The sequence below is a fragment of the Aquabacterium sp. OR-4 genome, assembly GCF_025290835.2.
In the GTDB taxonomy this organism is placed as follows: Bacteria; Pseudomonadota; Gammaproteobacteria; order Burkholderiales; family Burkholderiaceae_C; genus Pseudaquabacterium.
The window spans coordinates 335,275-359,181 of record NZ_JAOCQD020000002.1 but is presented as its reverse complement, the minus strand read 5'-3'; the positions used below and the strand labels follow the sequence as shown (position 1 = coordinate 359,181).

The window sequence follows — 23,907 nt, the reverse complement described above, 5'->3', positions numbered from 1 at the left end:
CCCGTGGCGGCCGATCCACGCCGCCCGGCCGGGCTGTCGAGCCGGCCCTGTCCAGCCGCCGCGTCGACAGGCCCGGTTGAAACGCACCGTCTGTTCGCCTCATCTGTCCGCCCCACGGAGCCCGCATGCCCCAGCACGATGCCGCCTGGTACGAAGCCCAGTACAACAACCGCGCCCGCGTGCCCGAAGCGCCCGCGCTGCTGGCCGCCTGGGCCGCGGCGTCGGCCCAGGCCCGCCGCGGCCTGCGCGGGCAGCTCGACCTGCGCTACGGCGATGGCCCGGCCGACACCGTGGATGTGTTTGTGCCGCCGGCACCGGCCGGGCCGGGCGCGCCCGGTGCACCGGTGCTGGTGTTCATCCACGGCGGCTACTGGCGTGCGCTGGGCAAGGCCGATCATTCCTTCGTGGCGCCGGCCTTCGTGCGCGCGGGGGCGGTGGTGGTGGTGCCCGACTACGCGCTGTGTCCGGCGGTCGGCATCGAGCACATCGCGCTGCAGATGGCGCGCGCGCTGGCCTGGGTGTGGCGGCATGCCGCGGACTGGGGTGGCGACCCTTCGCGCATCGTGGTGGCCGGGCATTCGGCCGGTGGCCATCTGGCAGCCATGCTGCTGGCCTGCCGCTGGCCCGACCTGGCTGGCGATCTGCCGCGCCGCCTGCTGCGCGGCGCGCTGGCGCTGTCGGGCCTGTTCGATCTGGAGCCGATCCGCTGCACGCCGTTTCTGCAGGCCGACCTGCAGCTCACGCCGGCTGCGGTGCGGCGCTTGTCGCCGGCGTTTTTTCCGCGACCGCAGCACAACGGTCCGCTGGCGGCCCTGGTGGGTGCCGACGAGAGCGAGGAGTTCCTGCGCCAGAACCAGCTGATCCGTGACCAGTGGGGGCCGAGTGCGGTGCCGGTGTGCCAGGTGGTGCCGGGCTGCAACCACTTCAGCGTGCTGGGCGATCTGGCCGATGCGGCCGGCCTGGCCCATGGCCACGCACTTTTTCTGTTGGGTCTGCGCGGCGGCCGCTGACGGGCAGGGCGCTCACGATCAGGGTTTGCCCGAAAATTGAGCAGCCCTATGTGCCGCATTGAAGCTTTGTATTGGCCCTGCCCAGGGTGCTGCGCTACCGTGGCCAGCCGCCGAGCGCGGTGAAGACGCCCACACACCCAATCGAGAGGAGCTACGCATGAGCAACCTGAAGGGTTCCAAGACCGAGCAGCACCTGAAGGACGCGTTTGCCGGTGAGTCGCAGGCCAATCGCCGCTACCTGTACTTCGCCAACAAGGCCGATGTGGAAGGACAGAACGACGTGGCGGCGTTGTTCCGCTCCACGGCCGAGGGCGAGACCGGTCATGCGCATGGCCACCTCGAGTTCCTGGAGCATGGCTCGGGCGATCCGGCCACCGGCCTGCCGATCGGCGCCACGCGCGACAACCTCAAGGCCGCGGTGGCCGGCGAAACCCACGAGTACACCGACATGTACCCGGGCATGGCCAAGACCGCGCGCGAAGAGGGCTTCGACGAGATCGCCGACTGGTTCGAGACCCTGGCCAAGGCCGAGCGCAGCCACGCCAACCGCTACCAGAAGGCGCTCGACCAGCTGGTTGACTGAGGGCGTGAGGCCGTGGCCGCGGGCCGGGTGCCGATCACCCCGCCACGCGCCACGGCAAGGCATCACGAGGGGCCGCCGTGCCCCTCGTTGTCCAATGGCTTGCGACGGAGGCCCGCATGAGCACGCGTGAAGGCAATCTCGAGGCGCCCACCCGCCATCCGCTGAACTGGAAGCACCCCGACTTCCATGATCGCGATGCCTGCAACGCCGAGCTCGAGCGGGTGTTCGACATCTGCCATGGCTGCCGCCGCTGCGTGAGCCTGTGCCAGAGCTTTCCGACCCTGTTCGACCTGGTGGATGCCACCGCCGATGGCGAGGTGCACGGCGTGGCCAAGGCCGACTACGCCAAGGTGGTCGACCAGTGCTACCTGTGCGACCTGTGCTACATGACCAAGTGTCCGTACACGCCGCCGCATCCCTGGCAGCTGGATTTTCCGCACCTGATGTTGCGCGCCAAGGCCATCCAGTTCGGCCAGGGCCTGGTGGGCGAGGGCGCCAAGTTTCTGGCCAGCACCGATGTGCACGGCAGCTTTGCCGGCATTCCGGTGGTGGTGCAGGCGGTCAATGCGGTCAACCGAACGAAGCTGGCGCGCGGCGCGATGGACAGCGTGCTGGGCGTGCACCCCGAGGCCTGGATGCCCGAGCTGGCCACGCGGCGCTTTCGCTGGTCGGCCGCACGGTCCGGTGGCTCGGGCCCGGCGCACGCGGTGCGCGACGGCCCGCGCACGCCGGGCAAGGTGGCGGTGTTTGCCACCTGCTATGTCAATTACAACGAGCCCGGCATCGGCCACGATCTGCTCAAGGTGCTGGCGCACAACGCGGTGCCCTATGTCATCGTCGACAAGGAGGCCTGCTGCGGCATGCCCAAGCTCGAGCTGGGCGATCTGAAGACGGTGGAGCGGCACAAGAACGCCAACATCCCCGTGTTGGCACGCTATGCACGCGAGGGCTATGCCATCTTGAGCGCCATTCCCAGCTGCACGCTGATGTTCAAGCAGGAACTGCCGCTGATGTTTCCCGACGAGCCCGATGTGCTGGCGGTGCGCGACGCGATGTTCGACCCCTTCGAGTACCTGGTGGGCCGCCACAAAGACGGCCTGCTGCGCACCGACTTCCAGCGTGATCTGGGCAAGGTGAGCTACCACATCCCCTGCCATGGTCGGGTGCAGAACATCGGCCGCAAGACCGAGGAGATGTTCAAGCTGATCGGCCAGACGGTGCAGGTCAGGCTCAACACCGTGGAGCGCTGCTCGGGCCATGCCGGCACCTATGGCGTGAAGACGCCCACCCACCCGGTGGCCATGAAGATCGGCAAGCCGGTGTTCAAGGCCATGGCCCGGGACGAGCCCGATGTCATCGCCAGCGACTGCGCGCTGGCCGGCCACCACATCGCCCAGGGCATGGCCCAGGCCGGCCTGCCGGCCAAGGCCCTGCAACACCCCTTGAGCCTGCTGCGCCAGGCCTATGGCCTGGATTGATCCGCCCCTTTTCCGCCCCTTCTCCGCCCCTTCTCCGCCCGACCCACCATGACCATCACCCGCGACAGCCTGCTCACGCTGGAGGCCTATGCCAAGGTGCGCCAGAGCAGCCGGCCTGGCCACATTGCCCACCGCCAGCGCCGCAGCGTGGCGCTGGGCGAGCACATGACCCTGCAGTTCGAGGACGAGGCCACCATCCGCCGCCAGATCCAGGAGATGCTGCACATCGAGAAGATCTTCGACGAGGCCGGCATCCAGTCCGAGATCGAGGCCTATGCGCCGCTGCTGCCCGACGGCAGCAACTGGAAGGCCACGGTGCTGCTCGAGTACCCCGATGCGCACGAGCGCCGCCGCGAGCTGGCGCGGCTGATCGGCGTGGAAGACCGGCTGTTCGTCGAGGTTGAAGGCCAGCCGCGCATCTATGCCGTGGCCGACGAGGACCTGGATCGCGAGAACGAGGTCAAGACCTCGGCGGTGCACTTCGTGCGCTTCGAGTTCGGTGCCGCGGCGCGGCAGGCGGTGCGGGCCGGCGCCGCGGTGAAGATCGGCTGCGACCACACCCACTACCCCGCGCACCTGAGCCTGCCCGCCGAAACTCTGGCCTGCCTGGCCGGGGACCTGCGCGCCTGAGCCTTGCCCGGCCATGCGGGCCCGTGGCCGCCTCCGCAGCCGGTCCCGGTGCCCTGAGCCGGTTCTTCAGGCCGTGGCCGCGCGGCGCTGCTGGCGCAGCACGCGCCAGCTTTCGGCGCTGTAGAGCGCCAGCGCGGCCCAGATCAGCGCAAAGCCCAGGCCGCGGCGGGCGTCAAAAGGCTCTGCATAGACGAACACGCCCAGCGCGAACTGGATCGTCGGCCCCAGGTACTGCAGCAGACCGAGCGTGGCCAGCGTGATGCGCCGCGCGCCAAAGGCAAACAGCAGCAGCGGCACCGCGGTGGCCGGGCCGGCCAACAGCAGCAGCAGATCGGTGCCGGCGTCGCCCTGGCCGAACTGGCCACGGCCCTGCGTGCCCAGCCACAGCAGCCAGCCGAGCGCCAGCGGTGCCTGCAGCAGGGTTTCGAGCGCCAGGCCTTCCAGCGCGCCCAGTGCGGCGGTCTTGCGCAGCAGGCCATACAGGCCGAAGCTGGCGGCCAGCGCCAGCGACACCCAGGGCACATGGCCGGTGCCGATGGCCAGCCACAGCACGCCGGCCGCGGCCAGGCCCACGGCGGCCCACTGCAGCGGCCGCGGCCGCTCGTGCAGCACGGCGTAGCCCAGCAGCACATTGAACAGCGGGTTGATGAAGTAGCCCAGGCTGGCATCGAGCACGCGGCCATCGTTGACCGCCCACACGTAGATCAGCCAGTTGGCGGAGAGCAGCAGCGAGCTGCAGGCAAAGGCCGCCAGCGTGCGCGGCGCGCGCAGCACCTGGCCCAGCCAGGCCCAGCGCTGCTGCCCCGCCAGCAGGGCCAGCACCAGCACCAGCGACCACCACGAGCGGTGCGCCACCAGCTCCAGCGCCGGCACCTGGGCCAGCTGCTTGATGTACAGCGGAAACAGGCCCCACAGGATGTAGGACAGGGCGGCGGCAAGAGGTCCTGCGGGCATGCGGTGCGCGGGGTGGCTGGGGGCGGGGGTCGGGCGACCGGGGGGCGGATGACGCCGTGGGCGGCACGGCGCCATTGTCGGGGCCCGTGGCCGGCGGGTCAGGGGCCAGGCGCCGGCGTTGATCCGCTGTCGGACTGCAGCCGTGCCCACTCGGGCCCCGGCGCCGCCTGCAGCCGCAGCGGCTGGCCGCTCACCGGATGCGTCAGTTCCAGCTGGCAGGCGTGCAGCCACAGGCGGCCGTGGCCCAGCCAGGCGGCGATGGCGCGGTTCAAGGGCCCCTTGCCATGGGTGGCGTCGCCAATCAGCGGATGGCCGATGTGCTTGAAGTGCCGGCGGATCTGGTGGCGGCGGCCGGTCAGCGGCTGCACCGCCATCAGTGCCACGCGGGTGCCGGCGTGCTGTGCGTGCGTGGCCAGCGGCCAGTCCAGCTGCTGCAGCACCTGCCAGCGCGTGCTGGCCTCCAGCCGTGGCTGGCCGGCCGAGGGCAGTTCGGGGTCACGGGCCAGCGGCTGCTCGATCAGGCCACTGGCCCCCGGCGCGCCCGGCCAGCCGCGAACCAGCGCCAGGTAGTGCTTGCTGGTGCGGCCCTCGGCAAAGGCGGCGCCCAGCAGGCCGGCGGTGTGGGCGTCGCGCGCCAGCAGCAGCACGCCCGAGGTGCCCTTGTCGAGCCGGTGGGCGGGCCAGACCGGCGCATCGAGCTGCTGGCGCAGGCGGGTCACCAGGTCGTCGTCGGCATGGGCGTCCAGCGCGCTGCGGTGCACCAGCAGGCCGGCCGGCTTGTGCACGGCCAGCAGCCAGGGGTCCTGGTGGATCAGGGTCAGCGGGCCTGCGGGGGTCATGGCGAGTGGATGATGTGGTGGTGGGTGCGGTGGTGTGGGCGGTGGCGTTTGCGGTGGTGTGGGCGGTGGAGGGCGCGATGTTCGGCAAGGCGCTGCAGTGGCGGCGTCAAGACCGGGCTGTTGCGCAGGCGATACGCGGGCCTGACGCCGCGCACCTGGCCGGTGCCTGAAAGACGCCTGTCACGCCGGCGCGGCAGCATCGCATGCCGAGCGTGGACTCTCAGCCTGCCGTGACCGGGCCGCCGCGCTCGCCTAGGCTCAACCGGAGACGCCTCATGCCGCAGACCTTCACCGTTGGTTCCCGCTCGCTGTTCGTCAATGCCGTGGCCTGGCTGGCGCTGCTGATGGCGCTGCTGATCTGCGGCTCGGCCTCGTCGGCGATGTTCATGTCCAGCGCCATGCTCGATGGTGCGCCGGCCGATGTGGCGGCAGCCCTGCCGGCGCTGATGCCCTGGCTGCAGGGCCTGGCACTGCTGCTGGCGGCACTGACCTCGGCCGCCGCGGTGGGCCTGCTGCGCCGCCAGGACTGGGCGCGCCGCGCGCTGATCGGCCTGCTGGTGCTGGCCATCGTGCTGGGCCTGGCCGGCCTGGGTCTGCAGCAGGCGGTGGTGCAGTGGCTGGTGCAGGGCACGCTGGCCCACGCCGCGCTGCCGCAGGCCGTGGCCCCGGTGGTGGCCGGGTTTGTGGTGGCCACGCGCTCGATGTCGGTGCTGGTGATGCTGGGCCTGTGCGGCCTGCTGGCCGTGGTGGCCTGGCGCCTGACCCAGCCGATGGTGCGGCAGGAGTTCGCCGCCGCCGCCTGAGCACCGCGCGCCCGATGCGACCGCCCCACCGGTGCGCCGCGGCCGCGTGGCCCACGGCCCGTGGCGGCCTCAGCCGGCATGCAGTGCGCCATCCACATAGAACCAGCGCCCGGCCGCATCGCGGGTGAAGCGGCTGGTCTCGTGCAGCCGGTGCGCACGGCCGCCCAGCTTGCTGCGGGCCACGAACTCGACCTCGGCGTGCTGCGCGTCGATCTGGCGGTGCTGGCGCACCTGCAGGCCCAGCCAGCGCAGGCCCGGCTCGAAGTCGATGTGCGCGGGACGGGTGTGTTCGGCCCAGGTGGCCAGCAGGTACTCGCCCAGGCCCAGCACGAAGGCGCTGTAGCGCGAGCGCATCAGCGCCTGTGCGTCGGGCGCCTGCAGGTGCAGCGCGCCGGCATGCCAGCGGCCGCAGCAGCGGCCGTAGGGCAGGGCGCTGCCACAGGGGCAGGCGCTAGCGGCGGCCAGGATGGGCCGTGGCGGTGTGGCTGGCAGAGGCGGCGCGTGGTCGGGCATGGGGCGCGATGATGCCAAAGCACATGGCGCAGGACTTGGGTGAATCCCGCAGGGCGGCGCGCGCCCGCTGGCGCGGCCGGGGCTGGCGGCCTGCCTACAATCGGCGCCATCCAGGCTGGCTGGCGGGGCCCGAGGGAACCTGCGGCAAGCTGATCGACTCCACCCCCTCGATGCCGATTCGACGCCGCCACTTCAGCGCTGCCCTCAGCGCCTCCCTGCTCCCCATCGCTCCCGCCTCGCTGCTCACGGCCCCGCCGGCCAGCGCCCAGTTCAGGGTCGAGGTGTCGGGCATCGGCGCCACGCAGCTGCCGATCGCGGTGACCCGCCTGCGCGATGAAGACCGCAGCGGCCAGGCCCTGTCACAGATCATCCGCGCCGATCTCGACACCAGCGGCGTGTTCCGCCTGGTCGATTCCAGCGGTGCGCTCGACGAGCGCAGCCAGCCGCAATGGGCCGACTGGCGCGCCCGCAGTGCCGACGCGCTGCTGGTGGGTTCGGTGTCGCGGCTGGCCGATGGCCGCTTCGACGTGCGCTACAAGCTGTGGGACGTGCTCAAGTCGCAGGAACTGGCGGCGCAATCGCTGGTGGTGCCGGCGGCCGATCTGCGCCTGGCCGCGCACCGCATCGCCGACATGGTGCACGACAAGCTGGTGGGCGAGCCGGGCGTCAATGCCACGCGCATTGCCTATGTCAGCCGGGTGGCCAACCGCTACACGCTGCGCATCACCGATGCCGATGGCGAGGGCGCGCAGTCGGCCCTGGCCAGCCCGCAACCCATCATCTCGCCGGCCTGGGCACCCGATGGCCGGCGCCTGGCCTATGTGTCCTTCGAGGACGGCAAGGCCGTGGTGATGGTGCAGGACGTGTCCAGCGGCGAGCGCCGGCGCGTGGCCGCCTTCAAGGGCAGCAACAGCGCGCCGGCCTGGTCGCCCGATGGCACGCGGCTGGCCGTCACGCTCACCCGCGACGGGCTGTCGCAGGTCTACCTGCTCGACCTGGCCGGCGACGCCGTGCGGCGCCTGACCACCAGCAGCGCCATCGACACCGAGGCCTGCTTCTCGCCCGATGGCCGGCAGGTGTATTTCGTCAGCGACCGCGGCGGCGGCCCGCAGGTCTACCGCATGCCGACCGGCGGCGGCAGCGCTGAGCGGGTGACCTTCCAGGGCGCCTACAACATCAGCCCGGCGCTCAGCCCCGATGGCCGGCTGCTGGCCTACATCACCCGCGAGAACGGCTTTCGGGTGATGCTGATGCCGCTGGACGGCAGTGCGCCGCCGCTGGCCTTGACCGACACCGCCGACGACGAAAGCCCCAGCTTCGCGCCGAACGGCCGACTGCTGATCTACGCCACCCGCAGTGCGGGCCGTGACGTGTTGATGACCACCACCCTGGATGGCAAGATCCGACGCCGGGTGCCCACCCAGGGCCTCGATGTGCGCGAGCCGGCCTGGGGGCCCTACATCCGCTAGACCCGACGCACCCGCCGGCGGCAGCGCCGGTCGGGCAGATACCGGCACCCGCGGCCGGCGACCCGGGCGGCCACCACGGCCGCCATTGAGCAAGGATCGATGATGAACATGCGACTTCGCACCCGCGCCCAGACCACGGCATTGACCACCGCGCTGGCCGCGCTGCTGGCTGGCTGCGGCACCAGCGTCAAGCTCGACGAGACGCCGATCGAGACCCGCACGCCCACCGCGGTGAGCGCATCCACCGGCCCCGGCACCGCCACCGCCCGTGCGGGCACCACCACGCCGGCGGCACCGCAGTCGCAGGTGGCCACGGTTGATCTGAGCCGCGGCGCGGCGGCCGGCAGCAGCACGGTGGCCGGTGCTGGCGCCAGCGCCGTGGCGGCGCCCACCGGTCGCGTGGTGTTCTTCGACTTCGACAGCTTCGTCGTCAAGGACGACTTCCGCGGTCTGCTCGAAAGCCATGCCAAGGCGCTGAACGCCACCAAGACCCGGCGCATGACCGTGGAAGGCCACACCGACGAGCGCGGCGGCAGCGAGTACAACCTGGCGCTCGGCCAGAAGCGCGCCGAGGCGGTGGTCAAGACCCTGGCCCTGCTGGGCGTGGGCGAAAGCCAGCTCGAGGCGGTGAGCTTCGGCAAGGAGCGCCCGGCCGACACCGGCCACGACGAGGCCGCCTGGGCCAAGAACCGCCGCGCCGAACTGAAGGACCGTTGACCGTGCCGTTGCCGTTTGCCCTCCGCCTGTCGCCGGCCCTGATGGCGGCCGCCCTGTTGCTGGGCACCCCCGGCGCTCGCGCCGGCCTGCTCGAGGACGAGGAGGCGCGCAAGGCCATCCTCGATCTGCGCAGCCGCTTCCAGGCCAGCGAAGACGGCGCGCGCAGCCGGGCCGAGCAGTTGCAGCAGGCCGCCACCCAGCTCACCGACCAGGTGCAGCAGCTGCGCCGCAGCCTGCTCGACCTGAACACCCAGCTCGAGGCGCAGAAGGCCGAGAACGCCAAACTGCGCGGCGGCCAGGAGCAGCTCACGCGCGAGCTCGCCGAGCTGCAAAAGCGCCTGAAGGATGCCTCGCAGGCCCTGGACGAGCGCCTGCGCACGGTCGAACCGCAGAAGGTGGCGCTCGACGGCAAGGAGTTTGTCGTCGAGGCCCATGAGCGTCGCGCCCACGACCAGGCCATGGCCGTGCTGCGCACCGGCGACTTCGACAAGGCGGTGGTGGCCATCAACGGCTTCATGCAGCGCTTCCAGGCCAGCGGTTATGGCGATTCGCTGCGCTTCTGGCTGGGCAATGCCTACTACGGCCAGAAGAACTACAAGGACGCCATCGCCGCCTTCCGCGCCCTGGTGAACGCGGCACCCACCCATGTGCGTGCGCCCGAGGCCCTGCTGGCCGTGGCCAACTGCCAGATCGAGATGAAGGACAGCCGCGGCGCGCGCAAGACCATCGACGACCTGGTCAAGGCCTACCCCACCAGCGAGGCCGCCGCCGCCGGCAAAGAACGCGTGGCCGCACTCAAGGGCTAGGCACTTGTTTCACCTGCATCGGCCGGGCCCGCCGGCCTGTCTGCGCTGGCGATGAGCGAATCCGATCTTCCCGTGCTGACCCGTCAGCTGCTGTGGGCCGCGTTTGCGCTCGGCGCCGGCTTTGGCGCGCTGGCGCGGCACACCCATTTCTGCACCATGGGGGCGGTGGCCGACTGGCTGCTGTTCGGCGGCACGGCGCGCTGGCGCATGTGGCTGCTGGCGATGGCGGTGGCCATGCTGGGCTTCAACCTGCTGGTGGCCAGCGGCGCGGTGCGCGCGGCCGACACAATCTACGCCGGCACGGCGCTGCGCTGGCTGTCGCTGGCCGTGGGCGGCGGCCTGTTCGGCGTCGGCATGGTGCTGGCCTCGGGCTGCGGGGCGCGCACGCTGGTGCGCCTGGGCGGCGGCAACCTGCGCTCGCTGGTGGTGGTGCTGGTGGCCGGTCTGGCGGCCTGGGCCAGCATCCGCGGTGCGCTGGCGGTGGCGCGCATCGCCAGCATCGACCAGGTGCAGTGGCTGCTGCCCGGTGGCGCCGACCTGCCCACGCTGGCGGCCGGCCTGGGCGGCACACCGGCCCAGCGCGCCGGCGTGCTGGGCTGCCTGTGCGCCGCCGCGCTGGCGGCCTGGGTGCTGGCCCGGCGCGATGGGCGCCAGCCCGAGGTGCTGGCCGGCGGCATCGGCCTGGGGGCGCTGGTGGTGGCCATGTGGTGGCTCACCGGCGTGCACGGCCACCTGGCCGAACACCCGCAGACGCTGGAACCGGCCTTCCTGGCCACCAACAGCCAGCGCATGGAGTCGTTCAGCTTCATCGCGCCGATGGCCTACCTGATCGAGTGGCTGATCTACGCCACCGACGGCAGCCGCGTGTTCACGCAGGGCATGGCCGCGGCGCTGGGCGTGGTGGCCGGCAGTGCGGCGGTGGCGCTGGCCACGCGCAGTTTTCGCTGGGAAGGGTTTGGCGGTGCCGCCGACACCGGCCGCCACCTGGCCGGGGCGGTGCTGATGGGCGCCGGCGGCGTCACCGCGCTCGGCTGCACCGTGGGCCAGGGGCTGAGCGGCGTGTCCACGCTGTCGATCGGCAGCGTGCTGGCCCTGGCCGGCATGCTGGGCGGGGCCACGCTGGCGCTGCGCTGGCAGATGCGCCAGGCCGAGGCCGGCTGAGCGGTGCGGGGCCATGGCTGAATCCCACACCCCACACGAGGCGCTGCAGCCACCGGCGTCGCAGCCACCGGCGCTGCCGGCAGGGCTGGCGGCTGACGAGGCCGATCTCGAGCGCCGCTTCGGCGGCCTGCGCCGCCTGTACGGCGAGGCCGGCTACCAGCGCGTGCGCGCCGCCCGTGTGGCGGTGGTGGGCCTGGGCGGCGTGGGTTCGTGGGCGGTGGAGGCCCTGGCGCGCAGCGGCGTGGCCCAGCTGGTGCTGATCGATCTCGACCAGGTTTCCGAATCCAACATCAACCGCCAGGTGCAGGCCCTGGGCAGCACCGTGGGCCAGGCCAAGGCGCTGGCGCTGCAGCAGCGCATTGCCGACATCCACCCCGGCTGCCAGGTGTGGGTGGTGGAAGAGTTTGCCGCGGCCGACAACTGGCCCGGCCTGCTGCCGGCGGCGGTGGACGCGGTGATCGACGCCTGCGACCAGGGCCAGGCCAAGCTGGCGCTGGCCGCCTGGTCGCGCACCAGCGGCACGCCGCTGGTGGTGTGCGGGGCAGCCGGCGGCAAGCTGCAGGCCCAGGCGGTGGAGGTGGCCGATCTGGCCGACACCACGCACGACCCGCTGCTGGCCACCTTGCGCCAGCGCCTGCGCAAGCAGGGCGCGCCGCGCCAGGGGCGCATCGGCCTGCGCTGCGTGTTCTCGCGCGAAAGCGTGGCGCCGCCGGTGGATGCGGCCTGCGCCAGCGACGGCAGCCTGAACTGCCATGGTTATGGCTCCACCGTCACGGTGACGGCCAGCTTCGGCCTGGTGGCGGCCGGCGAGGTGATCGAGCAGCTGCGCGCCGGCCCACGCGGGGCCCCGAAGAAATTTGCGTCAGGGGCGTGACAAGGCCAAAAACACCGTGCTAGAATGCGAGGCTCTGCCGGAGGGGTCGTTAGCTCAGTCGGTAGAGCAGCGGACTTTTAATCCGTTGGTCGCAGGTTCAAGTCCTGCACGACCCACCACCTGACGGGCAGTCTCTGCCTGGCAGGCGTCGGATTAAGCACCCGGCAAAAAGTTTTCGGGCTCCTAGCTCAGTTGGTAGAGCAGCGGACTCTTAATCCGTTGGTCGACAGTTCGAATCTGTCGGGGCCCACCAGCTACGAAAAGGTCTTGGCGAGAAATCGCCAAGACCTTTTTCGTTTGTGCCGTCCGATGCTGCGCAGGGTGCCGCGTTGGCCCTTTGCGCGTGCGATCTGCGCGGCGGCGCATGGCCTGCGGACTTGCGGGCAGCAGGCCATGCGCCGCCGCGCCGGGCGCTGCGGCATCAGGCCGCAAGCGCCTCAGGCCCCAGCCGTGGCGTCGCAGCGAAAGTGCGACAGCGCGCCCACCAGGCGGTCCGACTGCTGGCGCAGGCTTTCGGCGGCGGCGGCGCTTTGCTCCACCAGCGCGGCGTTCTGCTGGGTGCTGGAGTCCATCTGTGCGATCGCGCTGTTGAGCTGGGCCATGCCGGCATGCTGCTGGTGGCTGGCGTCGCTGATCGCCGCCACGATGCCTTGCACCCGTGCGATGGCCTGCACCACATCGCCCATGGTGCCGCCGGCGCGGTCGACCAGGGCCGTGCCCTGGGCCACCCGTGTGACGCTGTCGCCGATCAGCGTCTTGATCTCGCGGGCGGCGTCGGCGCTGCGCTGGGCCAGCGTGCGCACCTCGCTGGCCACCACGGCAAAGCCGCGGCCCTGCTCGCCGGCGCGGGCGGCCTCCACGGCGGCGTTCAGCGCCAGGATGTTGGTCTGGAACGCGATGCCGTCGATGACGCCCAGGATGTCGGCGATGCGCCGGCTGCTGGCGTCGATGCCGTGCATGGTGGCCACCACCTCGGCCACCACCTCGCCGCCGCGCTGGGCCACCCCGGCGGCATCCACCGACAGGCTGGCGGCCTGCTGGGCGTTGTCGGCGTTCTGCCGCACCGTGCCGGTGAGCTGTTCCATCGACGCGGCGGTTTCCTGCAGCGCGCTGGCCTGGCGTTCGGTGCGCTGGCTCAGGTCCATCGCGCCCTGGGCCACTTCCGAGGCGCCCAGGTTGATGTGCTCGCTGCTGCTGCGCACCTGGCCGATCAGGCTTTCGAGCTGACGGGTCATGGTGGCCATGGCGCGCGACAGATCGGACAGCTCGTCGCGGCCGTTGACATCGATGCGCTGGCTGAGGTCGCCATCGGCCACGGCGCGCGCCAGGCGCACGGCACGGGCCAGCGGCACCGACACCTTCCGCGACACGTACCAGCCGGCGCCGGCCGACATCAGCAGCGCCAGCGTGGCCACCACGGCCAGCCAGCGGGTCTTGGAGGCGAACTGGGCCTCGGCCTCCTCGCCGATCTGGTGGGCGCGGGCGGTGGTCAGGGCGGCATAGGCGTTGCTCACCCGCACCAGGTCGGCCAGCAGCGGCCGGCACTCGACGATCATCTTGGCGATGGCCGGCTCGCGCTGGCCCTTGCGCGCCATCTCCACGATCGACAGCGCCACCGGCGCGTAGCGGGCCTCGATGGCGCTCATCTCGTCGACCAGGCCGCGGGCCTGGGCGCTCACGTCGGCGCCTTCGTCCAGCATCTTGCGCAGCTTGGCCAGGTGGCGCTGCACGTCCTGGTGGGCCTTGACGACCGCGTCGTACTCGGCCTGTTGATCGGCGGCCTCGCGCACCAGCACCAGGTTGCGCGCGGCCACCGCGCGTTCGTCCACCGCCTTGCGCAGCAGGCCCACCTGGATGGCCCGGGCATCGATGCCGTGCAGGTAGTCGTGGAATCGGGCATTGGCCGCGTTCAGGGACAGCAACGACAGCGCAGACACCAGCAAAACGATCGCCGAGAGACTGCCAAAGGCGACCGCCAGAAGGGTTCGAATCTTCATGGTCGGTACGCGCGGGCGTTGGATTGCGCCGCGTCCTGTTGAGGGTAACAAGGTGTTGTCGGCACCGCGCGGATCAACTTGAGCTGCATCAGGCCACCGGGGTGGGCAGCCAGCGCTGCAGCATGGCGGCCAGGCGTTCCAGGCTGGTGGGCTTGGTGAGGTAGTCGTCGATGCCGGCGCGGCGGCAGTGCTCGGCCTCGCCGCTTTGCGCATTGGCGGTCAGCGCCACCACCGGCAGGCGCGGGGCGTTGGCCGGCTGGGCGGTTTCGGCGGTGCGCCAGGCGCTGGTGAACTGGTAGCCGTCCATCACCGGCATGTGCAGGTCGGTCAACACCAGGTCGTAGCGGGCCTGCGCCAGACGCTCGAGCGCCTGCTGGCCATCGGCCACGATGTCGGCGGCAAAGCCCAGCTTGCGCAGCTGGAAGGCGATGACCTTCTGGTTGGCCGGGTTGTCCTCAGCCACCAGGATGCGTTCGCTGCGCGTGGGGGCCGCCGCGCGGCTGGCGGGCGTGGCCGGTGTGCTGCCGGGCCTGGACGGTTGCGCGGCCGGCGCAGGCCGGGCCGGCGTGGCGGCTGCGCCTGCGTCTGTTTCGGCGGCTGGCGGCGGTGCTGGGGCCCGGTCGGGCTCCCGGCCCTGGGCCGGGGCTGCAGCCATCGGGCCGAGGGCCTGCGCCACGGCCTGCAGCCAGGCCGCACGCCCCAGGGCATTGGCGTCGATGTGCAGGCCGGGCGCACCGGCGGCGCGTGCGCGGGCCCGGCGGCCGCGGCCACGGCCCACCAGCAGCAGGGCCGGCGGCGCGGCCTGGCTGGCCAGCCAGGCGGCCAGGGCGGCCAGGGCGGCGTCTTGCGCCGGGCCATTCTGGGTGGGCTGGTCGATGATCCACAGCGTGGGGCTGTCGGCCGGGCTGGCGGCTGGGTTGGCGGCTGGGTTGGCGGCCGGGCTGGCGACTGACGTGCCCTGCGGGGGCTTGTACAGCGCGCTGTCCAGGCAGGGGCCTGGGGCGGGCAGGTGATCGTGCAGCTGCACGTGGGCGCCGGCGGCGTGCAGGTAGGCCGCCAGGTCGCGCAGGCTGCTGTCGGGTGCGGCCACCAGGTGGCACTGCAGGCCGCCGTGCAGGGCGGGCTGCACAGGCTGCGCCGGGGTGGCGCATCCGGTGGCGGCGTATCCGGTGGCGGCGAGCGGGCCGGCATCGTCCGGCAGGCGCAGCGGCAGCCACACGGCAAAGGTGCTGCCCTGGCCGGGCTGGCTGTGCAGGGTGATCTGGCCGCCCATGGCGTCGACCATGGCGCGGGTGATGGTCAGGCCCAGGCCGGTGCCGCCGAAGCGCCGCGTGGTCGACAGGTCGGCCTGCACGAAGGGCTGGAACAGGCGCTGCTGCGCCTGCGCGTCGATGCCGATGCCGTCGTCGCGCACGCTCAGGCGCACGCCGGGCTGGCCGGCGGCGCCGGGCTCGGCGGTCCAGCGCACATGCACCTGGCCGCGGCGCTCGGGGCGGGCCGAGAACTTGATTGCATTGCCCACCAGGTTGGTCACCACCTGGCGCAGGCGCAGCGGGTCGGCCAGCATCAGTTCGGGCAGCTGCGGATCGGTGAACCAGGTGAGGTCCACCGCCTTGTCCAGCGCCAGCGGGTCCAGCACGCCGCAGGCCTGCTCGATGATCTGGGCGCCGTTGACCGCCAGGGTCTCCAGCGACATCTGGCCGGCCTCGATCTTCGAGAAATCCAGGATGTCGTCCAGGATGCCCAGCAGCGCCACGCCCGAGTTGCGGATCAGCTCGGCCGTCTCCTGCTGTTCGGCGTCCAGGCCCGACTGCTGCAGCACGCCGATCAGGCCGATCACGCCGTTCATCGGGGTGCGGATCTCGTGGCTCATGTTGGCCATGAACTCGCGCTGGGTGCGGTCGGCCAGCATCTCGGCGCTGATGTCGCGCAGGTGCAGCACCTGCGAGATGGTGGCCGCCTCGCAGCGCCGGCGGCTGCACACCACCACGCGTGCGCCGGCACCGGCCAGGCGCAGCACGTCGGCCCGCACATCGGGATCGCCGATGCCGCGGATGCCGGCCAGCCATTGCGCCGTGCCGCGCGGATTGCGCTCGGCCACCACCGCCTCGAGCGCGGCATCGAAGCTGGCCCCGTCGGCGTGCAGCAGGCGGCTGGCGTCCAGGCCGGTGAGCTGCTCGAAGGCCGGGTTCACCGAGATCACGCGGCCGGCGGCGTCGAAGCTGACAAAGCCGTCGGGGCTCAGCGCAAAGATGGTCTGCATGCGCGCCACCTCGTCGCGCAGGCGCAGGTCGGCCGCCACGCGGTCGGTGATGTCGTCCACGGTCAAGACCGCCAGCTGCACCGCCTGGCGCGAGCGTGCGGCCGTGCCGCCGATGCGCTGGGCGGGGTCGCCGGCCATCGGGCTGACGGTCAGCGCCAGCCAGCGCTCGCTGCCATCGGGGGCCTGGCGGCGCAGCGTGGTGCGCTGCACCTGGTGCTCGGCCAGCGCGCGCAGCACGGCGGTCTGGCCTTCGCCGTCGAGCAGGCGCTCGCGCAGCCGCTGGCCGTCGGGCGCCAGCAGGGTCTGCACATCGCAGCCGGCCAGACCGGCGGCGGCCGCGTTGGCATACACCGCATGCGCGCCGGTGGGCTCCACGGCCACGATCAGCATGCCGTCGCCGCTGCTGGCCAGGGCCGCGTCGCGCAGCGCCAGGCCGGTGGCGGCCTGGGCACTGGCCTGGCGCGCGGCCACCGCAGCGCTGATGTCGGTGGCGAACTTGACGATCTTGTACGGCCGGCCGTCGGCGCCGAGGATGGGCGTGTAGGTGGCCTGCAGCCACACCAGCTTGCCCTGCGCCCCCAGGCGCATGAACTCGCCAGCCTGCGGCTGGCCGGCGTGCAGCCGGGTCCAGAACGCGCGGTAGCCCTCGGTGTCGGCAAAGCCCGGCAGGCAGAACAGGCGGTGGTGGCGGCCCAGCACCTCGTCGCGCCGGTAGCCCATGGCGTCGAGAAACAGCGCATTGGCATCGAGGATGTGGCCGTCCAGGTCGAACTCGATCACCGCCTGGGTGCGCAGCACCGCGGCCATCTTGCCCTGGTCTTCCATCGCCCGCAGCTTGTCGGCGGTGATGTCGGTGGCGAACTTGACGATGCGCTCGGGCCGGCCGTCGAGCCCCGGGATCGGCGTGTAGGTGGCCTGCAGCCACATCGGCCGGCCGTGGCGATCCAGGCGCATGAACTCGCCGCGCTGCGGCTGGCCCTCGCGCAGCGCGGCCCAGAAGGCCTGGTACTCGGCGCTGGCGCCATGCTCGGGCGTGCAGAACAGGCGGTGGTCCTGGCCCAGCACCTCGAACAGGCCGTAGCCCACGGTGTCGAGGAACACCGGGTTGGCGTCCAGCACATGGCCTTGCAGGTCGAAGGCGATGACGCCCTGGCTCGACCAGATCGCCATCAGCTGGGCATCGGCGGCCAGCGAGGCACGCTTGCCGTGGCTGATGTCGGTGGCGAACTCGACCACCTTGCGCAGCTGGCCCCGGCGGTCGACGATGGGTGTGTAGGTGGCCTGCAGCCAGATCTGGTGGCCGTCGCGGGCCACGCGCAGAAACTCGCCCTGCTGCGCCCGGCCTTCGCGCAGCGCCTGCCACAGCGCCTGGTGCTGCGGATCGGCGTCGATGCCGGGCAGGCAGAAGCTGCGTTGGTGGCGGCCCAGCACCTCGTCGAGCGGCCAGCCCATCATCTGCACGAAGCGCTCGTTGGCCGCCAGCAGGCTGCCGTCGGGTGCGAACTCGGCCACGCACTGGCCCTGCGAGATGGCGGCCAGCCGGGCGGCCAGCTCGGCATCACGCTCGCTGGCCTGCACGGCCGTGGCCAGCGCCTGTTGTTCAACCGGATCGGGGTTCATGGCGCATCAACGGGCGCGCAGGCCGCGTTCTCGTGGGCTTGGGTGGCGAGCAGCCAGCGCTCGAGCGTGGCCTGGAGCATCGGCAGGCTGGTGGGCTTGGTGAGAAAGTCGTCCATGCCGTGTGCGCGGCAGCGCTCGGCCTCGCCGCTTTGCGCGTTGGCCGTCAGCGCGATGATCGGCAGCGGGCCACCACCGGCCCGGCGGGCCCCGGCGGCCCGCAGCGCCTGGCTGAGCGCCAGGCCGTCCATCACCGGCATGTGCAGATCGGTGAGCAGCAGGTCGTAGGCCCCGCTGTGCCAGCGCGCCAGGGCCTGTGCGCCATCGGCAGCGATGTCGGGCGCGAAGCCCAGCTTGCGCAGCTGGAAGGCGATGACCTTCTGGTTGGCCGGGTTGTCCTCGGCCACCAGGATGCGCTCGCGGCGAGTGGCCGGCGTGGCGGCCGGCGGGCCATGCGCCGCAGGCGGCGGGAGGGGCGCGGACGATGCGGGTGCCGGTGTGGGTGCCGGTGTGGCTGCGGCTGTGGCTGCGGCTGCGGCTGCGGCTGCTGTGCCATCTGGCGCGGGCGCGGGCGCCGGGCCCTCCGCCAGCGCGGCATCGGGCGCGGCCAGCACCTGCTGCACCGCCTGCAGCCAGCGGGCGCTGCCCAGGCCGTTGATGTCGAGCGCATGGCCGGGCAGGCTGGGGTGGTGGCGCAGGCGCCGGCGGCGGCCACGGCCCAGATGCAACACGCAGGGCAGGGCGCCGGCCGCCTGGCAGGTGGCCAGCAGCTCGGCCAGCGGCGGCCCCCAGTGGGCCTGCAGCCAGCTGGGGTTGGCACCGGGGCCGTCGGCGCCGCCGGGGTCGTCCAGCAGGCACAGCCGGGGCTCCTGGCCAGGGTGGCAGGCCACCCAGTCCGCGGCTTCGGCCAGCGTGGCCACGCGCTGCACCTGGGCGCCGTGGTGGGCCAGGAGCTGGCCCAGGTCGTCGGCCGGGCCATCGGCCTGGGCCACCAGCAGGCAGCGCAGGGCCAGCGGCGCAGCGGCCTGGGCAGCGGCCGCCGCAGCGGCTGGAACAGCGGCCGGGGAGGGGGCCGAAGAAGGGGCCGGAACAGGGGCCGGAATCGAGGTCGGAACGGACGTCGGAACGGACGTCGGAACAGGGGCGGGGGCCATGGCCGGGGCCGGCTCGGTCAGCGGCGCCTGCTGCAGCGGCAGCCAGACCTCGAAGCGGCTGCCCCGGCCTGGCTGGCTGTGCACCTGGATCTGCCCGCGCATGGCCTGCACCAGGGCCTGCACGATGGCCAGGCCCAGGCCGGCGCCGCCGTGGCGCCGGGTGCTGCTGCGGTCGGCCTGCACGAAGGCATCGAACAGCGTGGGCAGCAGGCCCGCGGGGATGCCGATGCCGTTGTCGGCCACGCTCAGGCCCAGTCCGGGCTGGCCGGCGGCACCGGCACGCGGGCCCCAGCGCACATGCACCCGGCCGCGGGCGGCGGTGGTGCCGGTGGTGCCGGTGGTGCCGGTGGTGCTGGTGCTGATGCTGGTGCTGGTGCTGGTGGTGCCGGTGGGGGCCGAGAACTTCACCGCATTGCCCACCAGGTGCCGGGCGATCTGGCGCAGGCGCTGCGGGTCGCCCATCAGCAGCGGCGGCAGCGTGGGGTCGATGTGGTGGGTGAGGTCCACGCGGGCCTCCTGCGCGCCGGGCTCGAGCAGGGCGCAGACCTGCTCGATGACCAGGCCGCTGTCCATCGGCCGCTCGTCCAGCGTGATGGCGCCGTGCTCGATGCGCGCGACATCGAGCATGTCCTCCATCAGCCCCAGCAGGGCCTGGCCCGAGTGGCGCATCAGCTCGCCGGCCTCGCGCTGCTCGGCGCTCAGCGGGCCCTGCTGCATCACGCCCAGCAGACCCAGCACGCCGTTCATCGGGGTGCGCAGCTCGTGGCTCATGTTGGCCAGGAAGTCGCGCTGGGTGCGGTTGGCGGCCTGCGCCTCGGCAATGGCACGCACCTTGGCGCGCACCACGCGGTACGACAACCACAGCCCGGGCAGGCCCAGCGCCAGCGTGCACAGCACCAGCGCCAGCAGCGCCAGCCGCCACAGCAGGCGGTTGGCCTCGCCCAGGTGCTGGCTGAACTGGGTCTGGCGATGGGTCAGCTCGGCGTTGAGCTGGTGCAGCTGGCCGCTCAGGCGGGCATGGCGCGCCACATCGGCGCAGTCGCGCTGCACCGCCTGGTGCAGTTGCTCGGCCACCGCCTCCACGCGGCCCAGCAGGCGGTCGGCCTCGCGCCAGTCGTTCACCGCGGCCTCGATCGGCGCCACCCAGCGCAGCCAGCGAAAGACGAAGATCAGGCCGTCGATGTCACCCGGGTGGATGCCGCCGGCGGCAAAGCCGCGGCGCGCGCTGTCCAGGTCAGGCGGCTCCTGCTCGAGCGCCAGGCGGGCGCTGCGGTCGCCCAGCGGCACGCCCAGCTGGCGGCGGTACTCGGCATGGTGGCGCGGCTCGCAGGTGTCGCTGTAGCGGTGCAGCTCGAGCAGCGCGTTCTTCTGCGCCTTGGACCACAGGCTTTCGCCGTCGACATAGGCGCGACCGGCCGACATCAGCGCAAAACACTGGGCGGTGAGCGCCAGGATCAGCGCCGCGGCCAGCACGAAGGGCCAGCACACCTGCCACAGGCCCAGCAGCGCCGGGCGCTCGTCGCGCCAGCGCCGGCGCAGCAGGCGCCATGCCCGGGCCGGGCCGCGGCGTTGGATCAGGCCGGAGCCGGGCATGGGCAGGTGCTGGCTCAGGCCAGGCCGAGGTGGCTGGCGATGAAGCCTTCGACGCGCAGCGATTCGGCCTGCCACTGCGCCAGCAGGCCGCGCGCGGCGGCCAGGTCGGCGCGGTCACCGGCCTGCTCGAGCTGCTCGCACAACTGGCCCAGCGGCATGGCGCCCATGTAGCGGGCCGATGACTTGACGCGGTGCGCGGCACTGGCCAGCACACCGGCCTGGGCGGCCTGCAGCGCGGCCAGCAGCTCGCTGCGGGCCTCGCCCAGCGTGGCGCGAAAGTCGGACAGGAACTCGTCGCGCATCTCGTCGTCGCAGCCGGTCAGCTCGGGCAGCACCTGCAGGTCGATGGCGGGCTCGGGGGGGTGGGCAGGCTCATGGCGGGCTCGGGGCGTGATCGGGTCGGATATCAGCTCGGCTGCGGGGCCGGCACGGCGGCGCCTGTCGCCTGCGCTGCGGCGGTGGCGCCGGGCGGCCTGAGGTGCTTGGCCAGCACCTCGTGCAGCACCTTCTTGCTGAAGGGCTTGACGACGAAGCCCGAGGCGCCGGCCTGCAGGCTTTGCACCACGCGCGCCCGGTCGCTGTGGCTGGTGAGCATGATCACCGGCACCTGGCCCATGCCGGGCAGCCGGCGCAGCTGGCGCACGGCCTCGATGCCGTCGAGCTGCGGCATGTCGATGTCCATCAGCACCAGCTCGGGCGGGTCGTCGCCCAGCTGGTGCAGCGCGCTGCGCGCATCGCCACGCCACACCAGGCGCACGCCGGCATCGGCCAGCATCATGCGGGTGAGCTTGAACTGGAAGGGGTCGTCGTCGACCAGCAGCACCTGCGGCGTGCGGGTGTGGGCGGTGGCCGGCGCGCTGGCGGTGCTGGGCGGCGCGGCCGCTGGGCCGGCTGCGCTCGGCTCGGCCACCGCTGCGGCCTGGGTGGCCGGGTGGGCCTGGCTGGCCGACCCCGCGGCCGGGGCCGGGCCGGCCGCCGGTGGAGGCGTGTCGACCGGCAAGGCGGGCGGCTCGGCCGCCGCGGCCGCCCCGCTGGTGGCGGTGGTGCTGGGGTTGGCGTCGGCGTTGTTGGTGGTGGCGGCGGTGGCCGAGGCGTTGGCGTTGGCCTCGATGGCGGCAGCCGCGGCGTCGGTGCCGGCGGGCCGGCGCATCGATCGCAGCCAGGCGTGCACCGACATGCGCAGGCGGTAGCCGTCCAGCGCAATCGGCCAGTGCTGCACATAGTCGTCGGCCAGGCCGGCGCGGCACAGCTCGAAGGCCTCGCGCACCTGGTCCTTGTCCACCATCAGCAGCACGCGCTGGCGGCCGCGCCGCTCGGCGCGCTCGCCGGCGTAGACGAGGTCGAGCGTCTCGCGGCAGCGGTTCAGCGAGCGCAGGGCCAGCACCAGCACGTCGGCGGCCACGGTCTGGCTGGCGGCGACGAAGGATTCGGCGTCGGCGCACACCCGCGTGTCGATGCGGTCGATGCGCAAGGGGTCCACGGCGCCACGGGCATCGTGGTTGGTGTCGGCAAGCACCAGCACGGAACAGCGCTGGGCAGGGGGCGTCGGCATGGCGGGTCCGGCTGCAGTACGGCGTGGGGGGCTCCCGTCGTACTGCCTGACTCGCCGGGTGAACGCTTGTTCGTTCTTATCGGCCGCCGCCGCCGCGGCTTGAGCCCTGCCAAGGCCACGCCGGGCCGTTGCCGCGCCTGGCCGGGCGGCGCAGGCGTGAAAGCGTCACGCCCGCGGTGGTGCGCCCACCGGCGCCCAGCGGCCTGGCTGCCGCGGGCCGCCGCGCCGCCGCTCCGCCGGCCTCAGGCCAGTGCGTCGGCCCAGATGGTGCGCGCCCAGTTCCAGGCGTAGCGGCCTTCCTGCTCGCTGGGCGCGGTGGACAGGCCGCCGGCGCCGGCCACGGTCTTGAAGGTCTTCTCGGCGGCCACGTACTCGTGCACGCTGGCCACGTGGATCACGCGCTGGCCGTCCACATAGCTGTAGCAGGTGTTGGTGAGCAGCGGCGCGGGGTTGATCTCCTGCCCGCCCAGCTGGGCCACGATGGCCGCCGCCGCCACCTTGGCATGGCTGTTGGCCATGTGGCCGCTCTTGGGCATGGCCGGCGCGATCTGGATCGCGTCGCCGATCACATGGATGTCGGGGTGGGCGGTGGAAGCGAAGCTCTGGTAGTGCACGCCGGCCCAGCGGCCGTTGATGTTGGCCAGGCCGCTGTCCACCGCGATGCGGCCGGCGCGCATGGGTGGCAGCACATTGGCCACGTCGGCGCGCACGTCCTCCTGCACCTCGAAGCGGATGCTGCGGCCGTCGGCGGCCACACCGGCCACCTTGTGCTGCGGGCGGTACTCCAGGATGCCGGCGTATTGCTCGGCCCACAGCTTCTTGAACAGCGCGCCCTTGCTGGTGACATCGGGATTGGCATCCAGCACCAGCACCTTGCTGCGCGGCTTGGCGGCCTTGAAGTAGGCCGCGATCACGCTGGCGCGCTCATACGGCCCCGGCGGGCAGCGGTAGGGCGCCTCGGGGATGGTCAGCGCATAAACGCCGCCATCGGGCATGGCCTCGAGCTGGCGGCGCAGCGCCTGGGTCTCGGGCCCGGCCTTCCAGGCCTGCAGCACGCGGCCGGCCTGCTGGGCGGCGCGCAGGCCTTCCACGCTGTCGAGCATCAGGTCGATGCCGGGCGAGAGCACCAGCTTGTCATAGCCGATCTCGGGGCCCGAGGCCAGCCGCAGCGTCTTGGCCTGGGCGTCGATGCGGGCCACCGTGTCGCGCACCACGCGCACGCCATGGCTGCGCGCCAGCGCGGTGTAGGGCACGGTCAGCTCGGCCAGGCTGCGGTGGCCCGACAGCACCAGATTGCTCAGCGGGCAGCTGATGAAGGACTCGTTGGGCTCGACCAGCAGCACCTCGAGCTGGTGGTCGGAAAACAGGCGCAGGTACTTGGCGGCGGTGGCGCCACCGTAGCCGCCACCCACCACCACCACGCGGCTGCGGGCGGGCAGGGCGGGCGTGGCGCAGCCGGTCAGGCCGTGGGCCAGCGGCAGGGCGGCGGTGGCGCCGATCAGGGCGCGTCGGTTCAGGCTCATGGCGGCTCCGGGGTCAGCGCGGGCGGCGCGAGAAATAGGCGGCCAGGGCCTCGAGCTGCGCGTCGCTGTAGCCCTTGGCGATCTGGTGCATCACGGTGGCCGGGCGTTCGCCGCGCTTGAACTGCAGCAGCAGCTCGGTCAGGCGCCCGGCGCGCTCGCCGGCCAGGCCCGGCACCTCGCTGTCGGCCAGCGCGCGGCCCTCGGTGCCGTGGCAGTTGGCGCAGGTGGCGGCCAGCGCACGCAGGGCCAGCGGCTCGGCCGGCGCGGTGCCGGTGGCCTGGGCCTGGGCGGCCCCGGCGGCCAGCCACAGCAGCGGCAGCACGAGCCGGGGCACATGCAGGGGGCGGGGTGGGCGGGGGCGCATCGTGGGA

General features: G+C 72.6%; 20 protein-coding genes, 2 tRNA genes and 1 pseudogene. 12 read left to right on the top strand and 11 right to left on the bottom strand.

Features of this window, described 5'->3' with window-relative positions; translation table 11 throughout:
• The first annotated feature begins 125 nt into the window (after nucleotides 1-125).
• The 4 genes from N4G63_RS13790 (at nucleotide 126) to N4G63_RS13775 (ending at nucleotide 3,701) form a co-directional block, all read left to right on the top strand.
• On the top strand, nucleotides 126-1,010 hold the full coding sequence (locus N4G63_RS13790; protein WP_260786044.1) for an alpha/beta hydrolase: 885 nt from the start codon (nucleotides 126-128) through the stop codon (nucleotides 1,008-1,010).
• 157 nt (nucleotides 1,011-1,167) lie between these two features.
• Nucleotides 1,168-1,593, top strand: coding sequence for a rubrerythrin family protein (locus tag N4G63_RS13785; protein WP_260786043.1), 426 nt, complete (start codon nucleotides 1,168-1,170; stop codon nucleotides 1,591-1,593).
• A gap of 116 nt (nucleotides 1,594-1,709) precedes the next feature.
• A complete protein-coding gene (locus N4G63_RS13780; RefSeq protein ID WP_260786042.1) occupies nucleotides 1,710-3,071 on the top strand; it encodes a (Fe-S)-binding protein in 1,362 nt (453 codons plus the stop codon).
• A gap of 48 nt (nucleotides 3,072-3,119) precedes the next feature.
• On the top strand, nucleotides 3,120-3,701 hold the full coding sequence (locus tag N4G63_RS13775) for a DUF3501 family protein (RefSeq protein WP_260786041.1): 582 nt from the start codon (nucleotides 3,120-3,122) through the stop codon (nucleotides 3,699-3,701).
• A gap of 66 nt (nucleotides 3,702-3,767) precedes the next feature.
• Here the strand turns inward: N4G63_RS13775 and rarD are convergent, their stop codons facing one another.
• Nucleotides 3,768-4,655, bottom strand: coding sequence for an EamA family transporter RarD (gene rarD / locus N4G63_RS13770; RefSeq protein ID WP_260786040.1), 888 nt, complete (start codon nucleotides 4,653-4,655; stop codon nucleotides 3,768-3,770).
• 98 nt (nucleotides 4,656-4,753) lie between these two features.
• Nucleotides 4,754-5,494 (bottom strand): pseudouridine synthase, encoded by a 741-nt coding sequence (locus tag N4G63_RS13765; protein WP_260786039.1) that lies wholly within the window; start codon nucleotides 5,492-5,494, stop codon nucleotides 4,754-4,756.
• A 275-nt stretch (nucleotides 5,495-5,769) separates the two neighbouring features.
• Here N4G63_RS13765 and N4G63_RS13760 point away from each other — a divergent pair, with 275 nt between their 5' ends.
• Nucleotides 5,770-6,297, top strand: coding sequence for a hypothetical protein (locus N4G63_RS13760; RefSeq protein ID WP_260786037.1), 528 nt, complete (start codon nucleotides 5,770-5,772; stop codon nucleotides 6,295-6,297).
• A 69-nt stretch (nucleotides 6,298-6,366) separates the two neighbouring features.
• Here the strand turns inward: N4G63_RS13760 and N4G63_RS13755 are convergent, their stop codons facing one another.
• On the bottom strand, nucleotides 6,367-6,810 hold the full coding sequence (locus N4G63_RS13755) for a YchJ family protein (RefSeq protein WP_260786036.1): 444 nt from the start codon (nucleotides 6,808-6,810) through the stop codon (nucleotides 6,367-6,369).
• 170 nt (nucleotides 6,811-6,980) lie between these two features.
• Between N4G63_RS13755 and tolB the strand changes: the two genes are divergently transcribed.
• The 7 genes from tolB to N4G63_RS13720 all read left to right on the top strand — a co-directional run bounded on the left by tolB (nucleotide 6,981) and on the right by N4G63_RS13720 (nucleotide 12,090).
• Nucleotides 6,981-8,279, top strand: coding sequence for a Tol-Pal system beta propeller repeat protein TolB (tolB, locus tag N4G63_RS13750; RefSeq protein ID WP_260786035.1), 1,299 nt, complete (start codon nucleotides 6,981-6,983; stop codon nucleotides 8,277-8,279).
• 99 nt (nucleotides 8,280-8,378) lie between these two features.
• A complete protein-coding gene (pal, locus tag N4G63_RS13745; RefSeq protein ID WP_443112057.1) occupies nucleotides 8,379-8,996 on the top strand; it encodes a peptidoglycan-associated lipoprotein Pal in 618 nt (205 codons plus the stop codon).
• Between the two features lie 2 nt (nucleotides 8,997-8,998).
• On the top strand, nucleotides 8,999-9,802 hold the full coding sequence (gene ybgF / locus N4G63_RS13740) for a tol-pal system protein YbgF (protein ID WP_260786034.1): 804 nt from the start codon (nucleotides 8,999-9,001) through the stop codon (nucleotides 9,800-9,802).
• A gap of 51 nt (nucleotides 9,803-9,853) precedes the next feature.
• A complete protein-coding gene (locus N4G63_RS13735; protein WP_260786033.1) occupies nucleotides 9,854-10,963 on the top strand; it encodes a YeeE/YedE family protein in 1,110 nt (369 codons plus the stop codon).
• Between the two features lie 13 nt (nucleotides 10,964-10,976).
• Nucleotides 10,977-11,837, top strand: coding sequence for a tRNA threonylcarbamoyladenosine dehydratase (locus N4G63_RS13730; RefSeq protein WP_260786032.1), 861 nt, complete (start codon nucleotides 10,977-10,979; stop codon nucleotides 11,835-11,837).
• Between the two features lie 43 nt (nucleotides 11,838-11,880).
• Nucleotides 11,881-11,956: transfer RNA gene (locus tag N4G63_RS13725), tRNA-Lys, on the top strand.
• Between the two features lie 58 nt (nucleotides 11,957-12,014).
• A tRNA-Lys gene (locus N4G63_RS13720) sits at nucleotides 12,015-12,090 on the top strand.
• A 184-nt stretch (nucleotides 12,091-12,274) separates the two neighbouring features.
• Here the strand turns inward: N4G63_RS13720 and N4G63_RS28320 are convergent.
• The 8 genes and pseudogenes from N4G63_RS28320 to N4G63_RS13685 form a co-directional block, all read right to left on the bottom strand.
• Entirely contained in the window at nucleotides 12,275-12,982 is a 708-nt protein-coding gene (locus N4G63_RS28320) for a methyl-accepting chemotaxis protein (RefSeq protein WP_443112080.1), read from the bottom strand.
• Nucleotides 12,983-13,066: 84 nt separating this feature from the next.
• Nucleotides 13,067-13,231: pseudogene (locus tag N4G63_RS28315) on the bottom strand (HAMP domain-containing protein); the annotation flags it as partial.
• Nucleotides 13,232-13,922: 691 nt separating this feature from the next.
• Nucleotides 13,923-17,717 carry a PAS domain S-box protein gene (locus N4G63_RS13710; protein WP_314599816.1) on the bottom strand — a complete coding sequence of 1,265 codons (3,795 nt, stop codon included), beginning with the start codon at nucleotides 17,715-17,717 and terminating at the stop codon, nucleotides 13,923-13,925.
• The gene (locus N4G63_RS13705) at nucleotides 17,714-20,461 is read right to left on the bottom strand and encodes a hybrid sensor histidine kinase/response regulator (protein WP_314599815.1); all 2,748 of its coding nucleotides are present in this window, start codon (nucleotides 20,459-20,461) and stop codon (nucleotides 17,714-17,716) included. The genes N4G63_RS13710 and N4G63_RS13705 overlap by 4 nt, the downstream gene beginning before the upstream one ends.
• A gap of 14 nt (nucleotides 20,462-20,475) precedes the next feature.
• Complete coding sequence (locus N4G63_RS13700) at nucleotides 20,476-20,796, bottom strand: Hpt domain-containing protein (RefSeq protein WP_260786028.1); 321 nt, start codon at nucleotides 20,794-20,796, stop codon at nucleotides 20,476-20,478.
• Nucleotides 20,797-20,867: 71 nt separating this feature from the next.
• Nucleotides 20,868-22,013, bottom strand: coding sequence for a response regulator (locus N4G63_RS13695; RefSeq protein WP_314599814.1), 1,146 nt, complete (start codon nucleotides 22,011-22,013; stop codon nucleotides 20,868-20,870).
• A 242-nt stretch (nucleotides 22,014-22,255) separates the two neighbouring features.
• On the bottom strand, nucleotides 22,256-23,536 hold the full coding sequence (locus tag N4G63_RS13690; RefSeq protein WP_260786026.1) for an NAD(P)/FAD-dependent oxidoreductase: 1,281 nt from the start codon (nucleotides 23,534-23,536) through the stop codon (nucleotides 22,256-22,258).
• A gap of 13 nt (nucleotides 23,537-23,549) precedes the next feature.
• Nucleotides 23,550-23,870: a c-type cytochrome gene (locus N4G63_RS13685; RefSeq protein WP_260786025.1), complete on the bottom strand. Its 321-nt coding sequence runs from the start codon at nucleotides 23,868-23,870 to the stop codon at nucleotides 23,550-23,552.
• Between the last annotated feature and the right edge of the window lie 37 nt (nucleotides 23,871-23,907).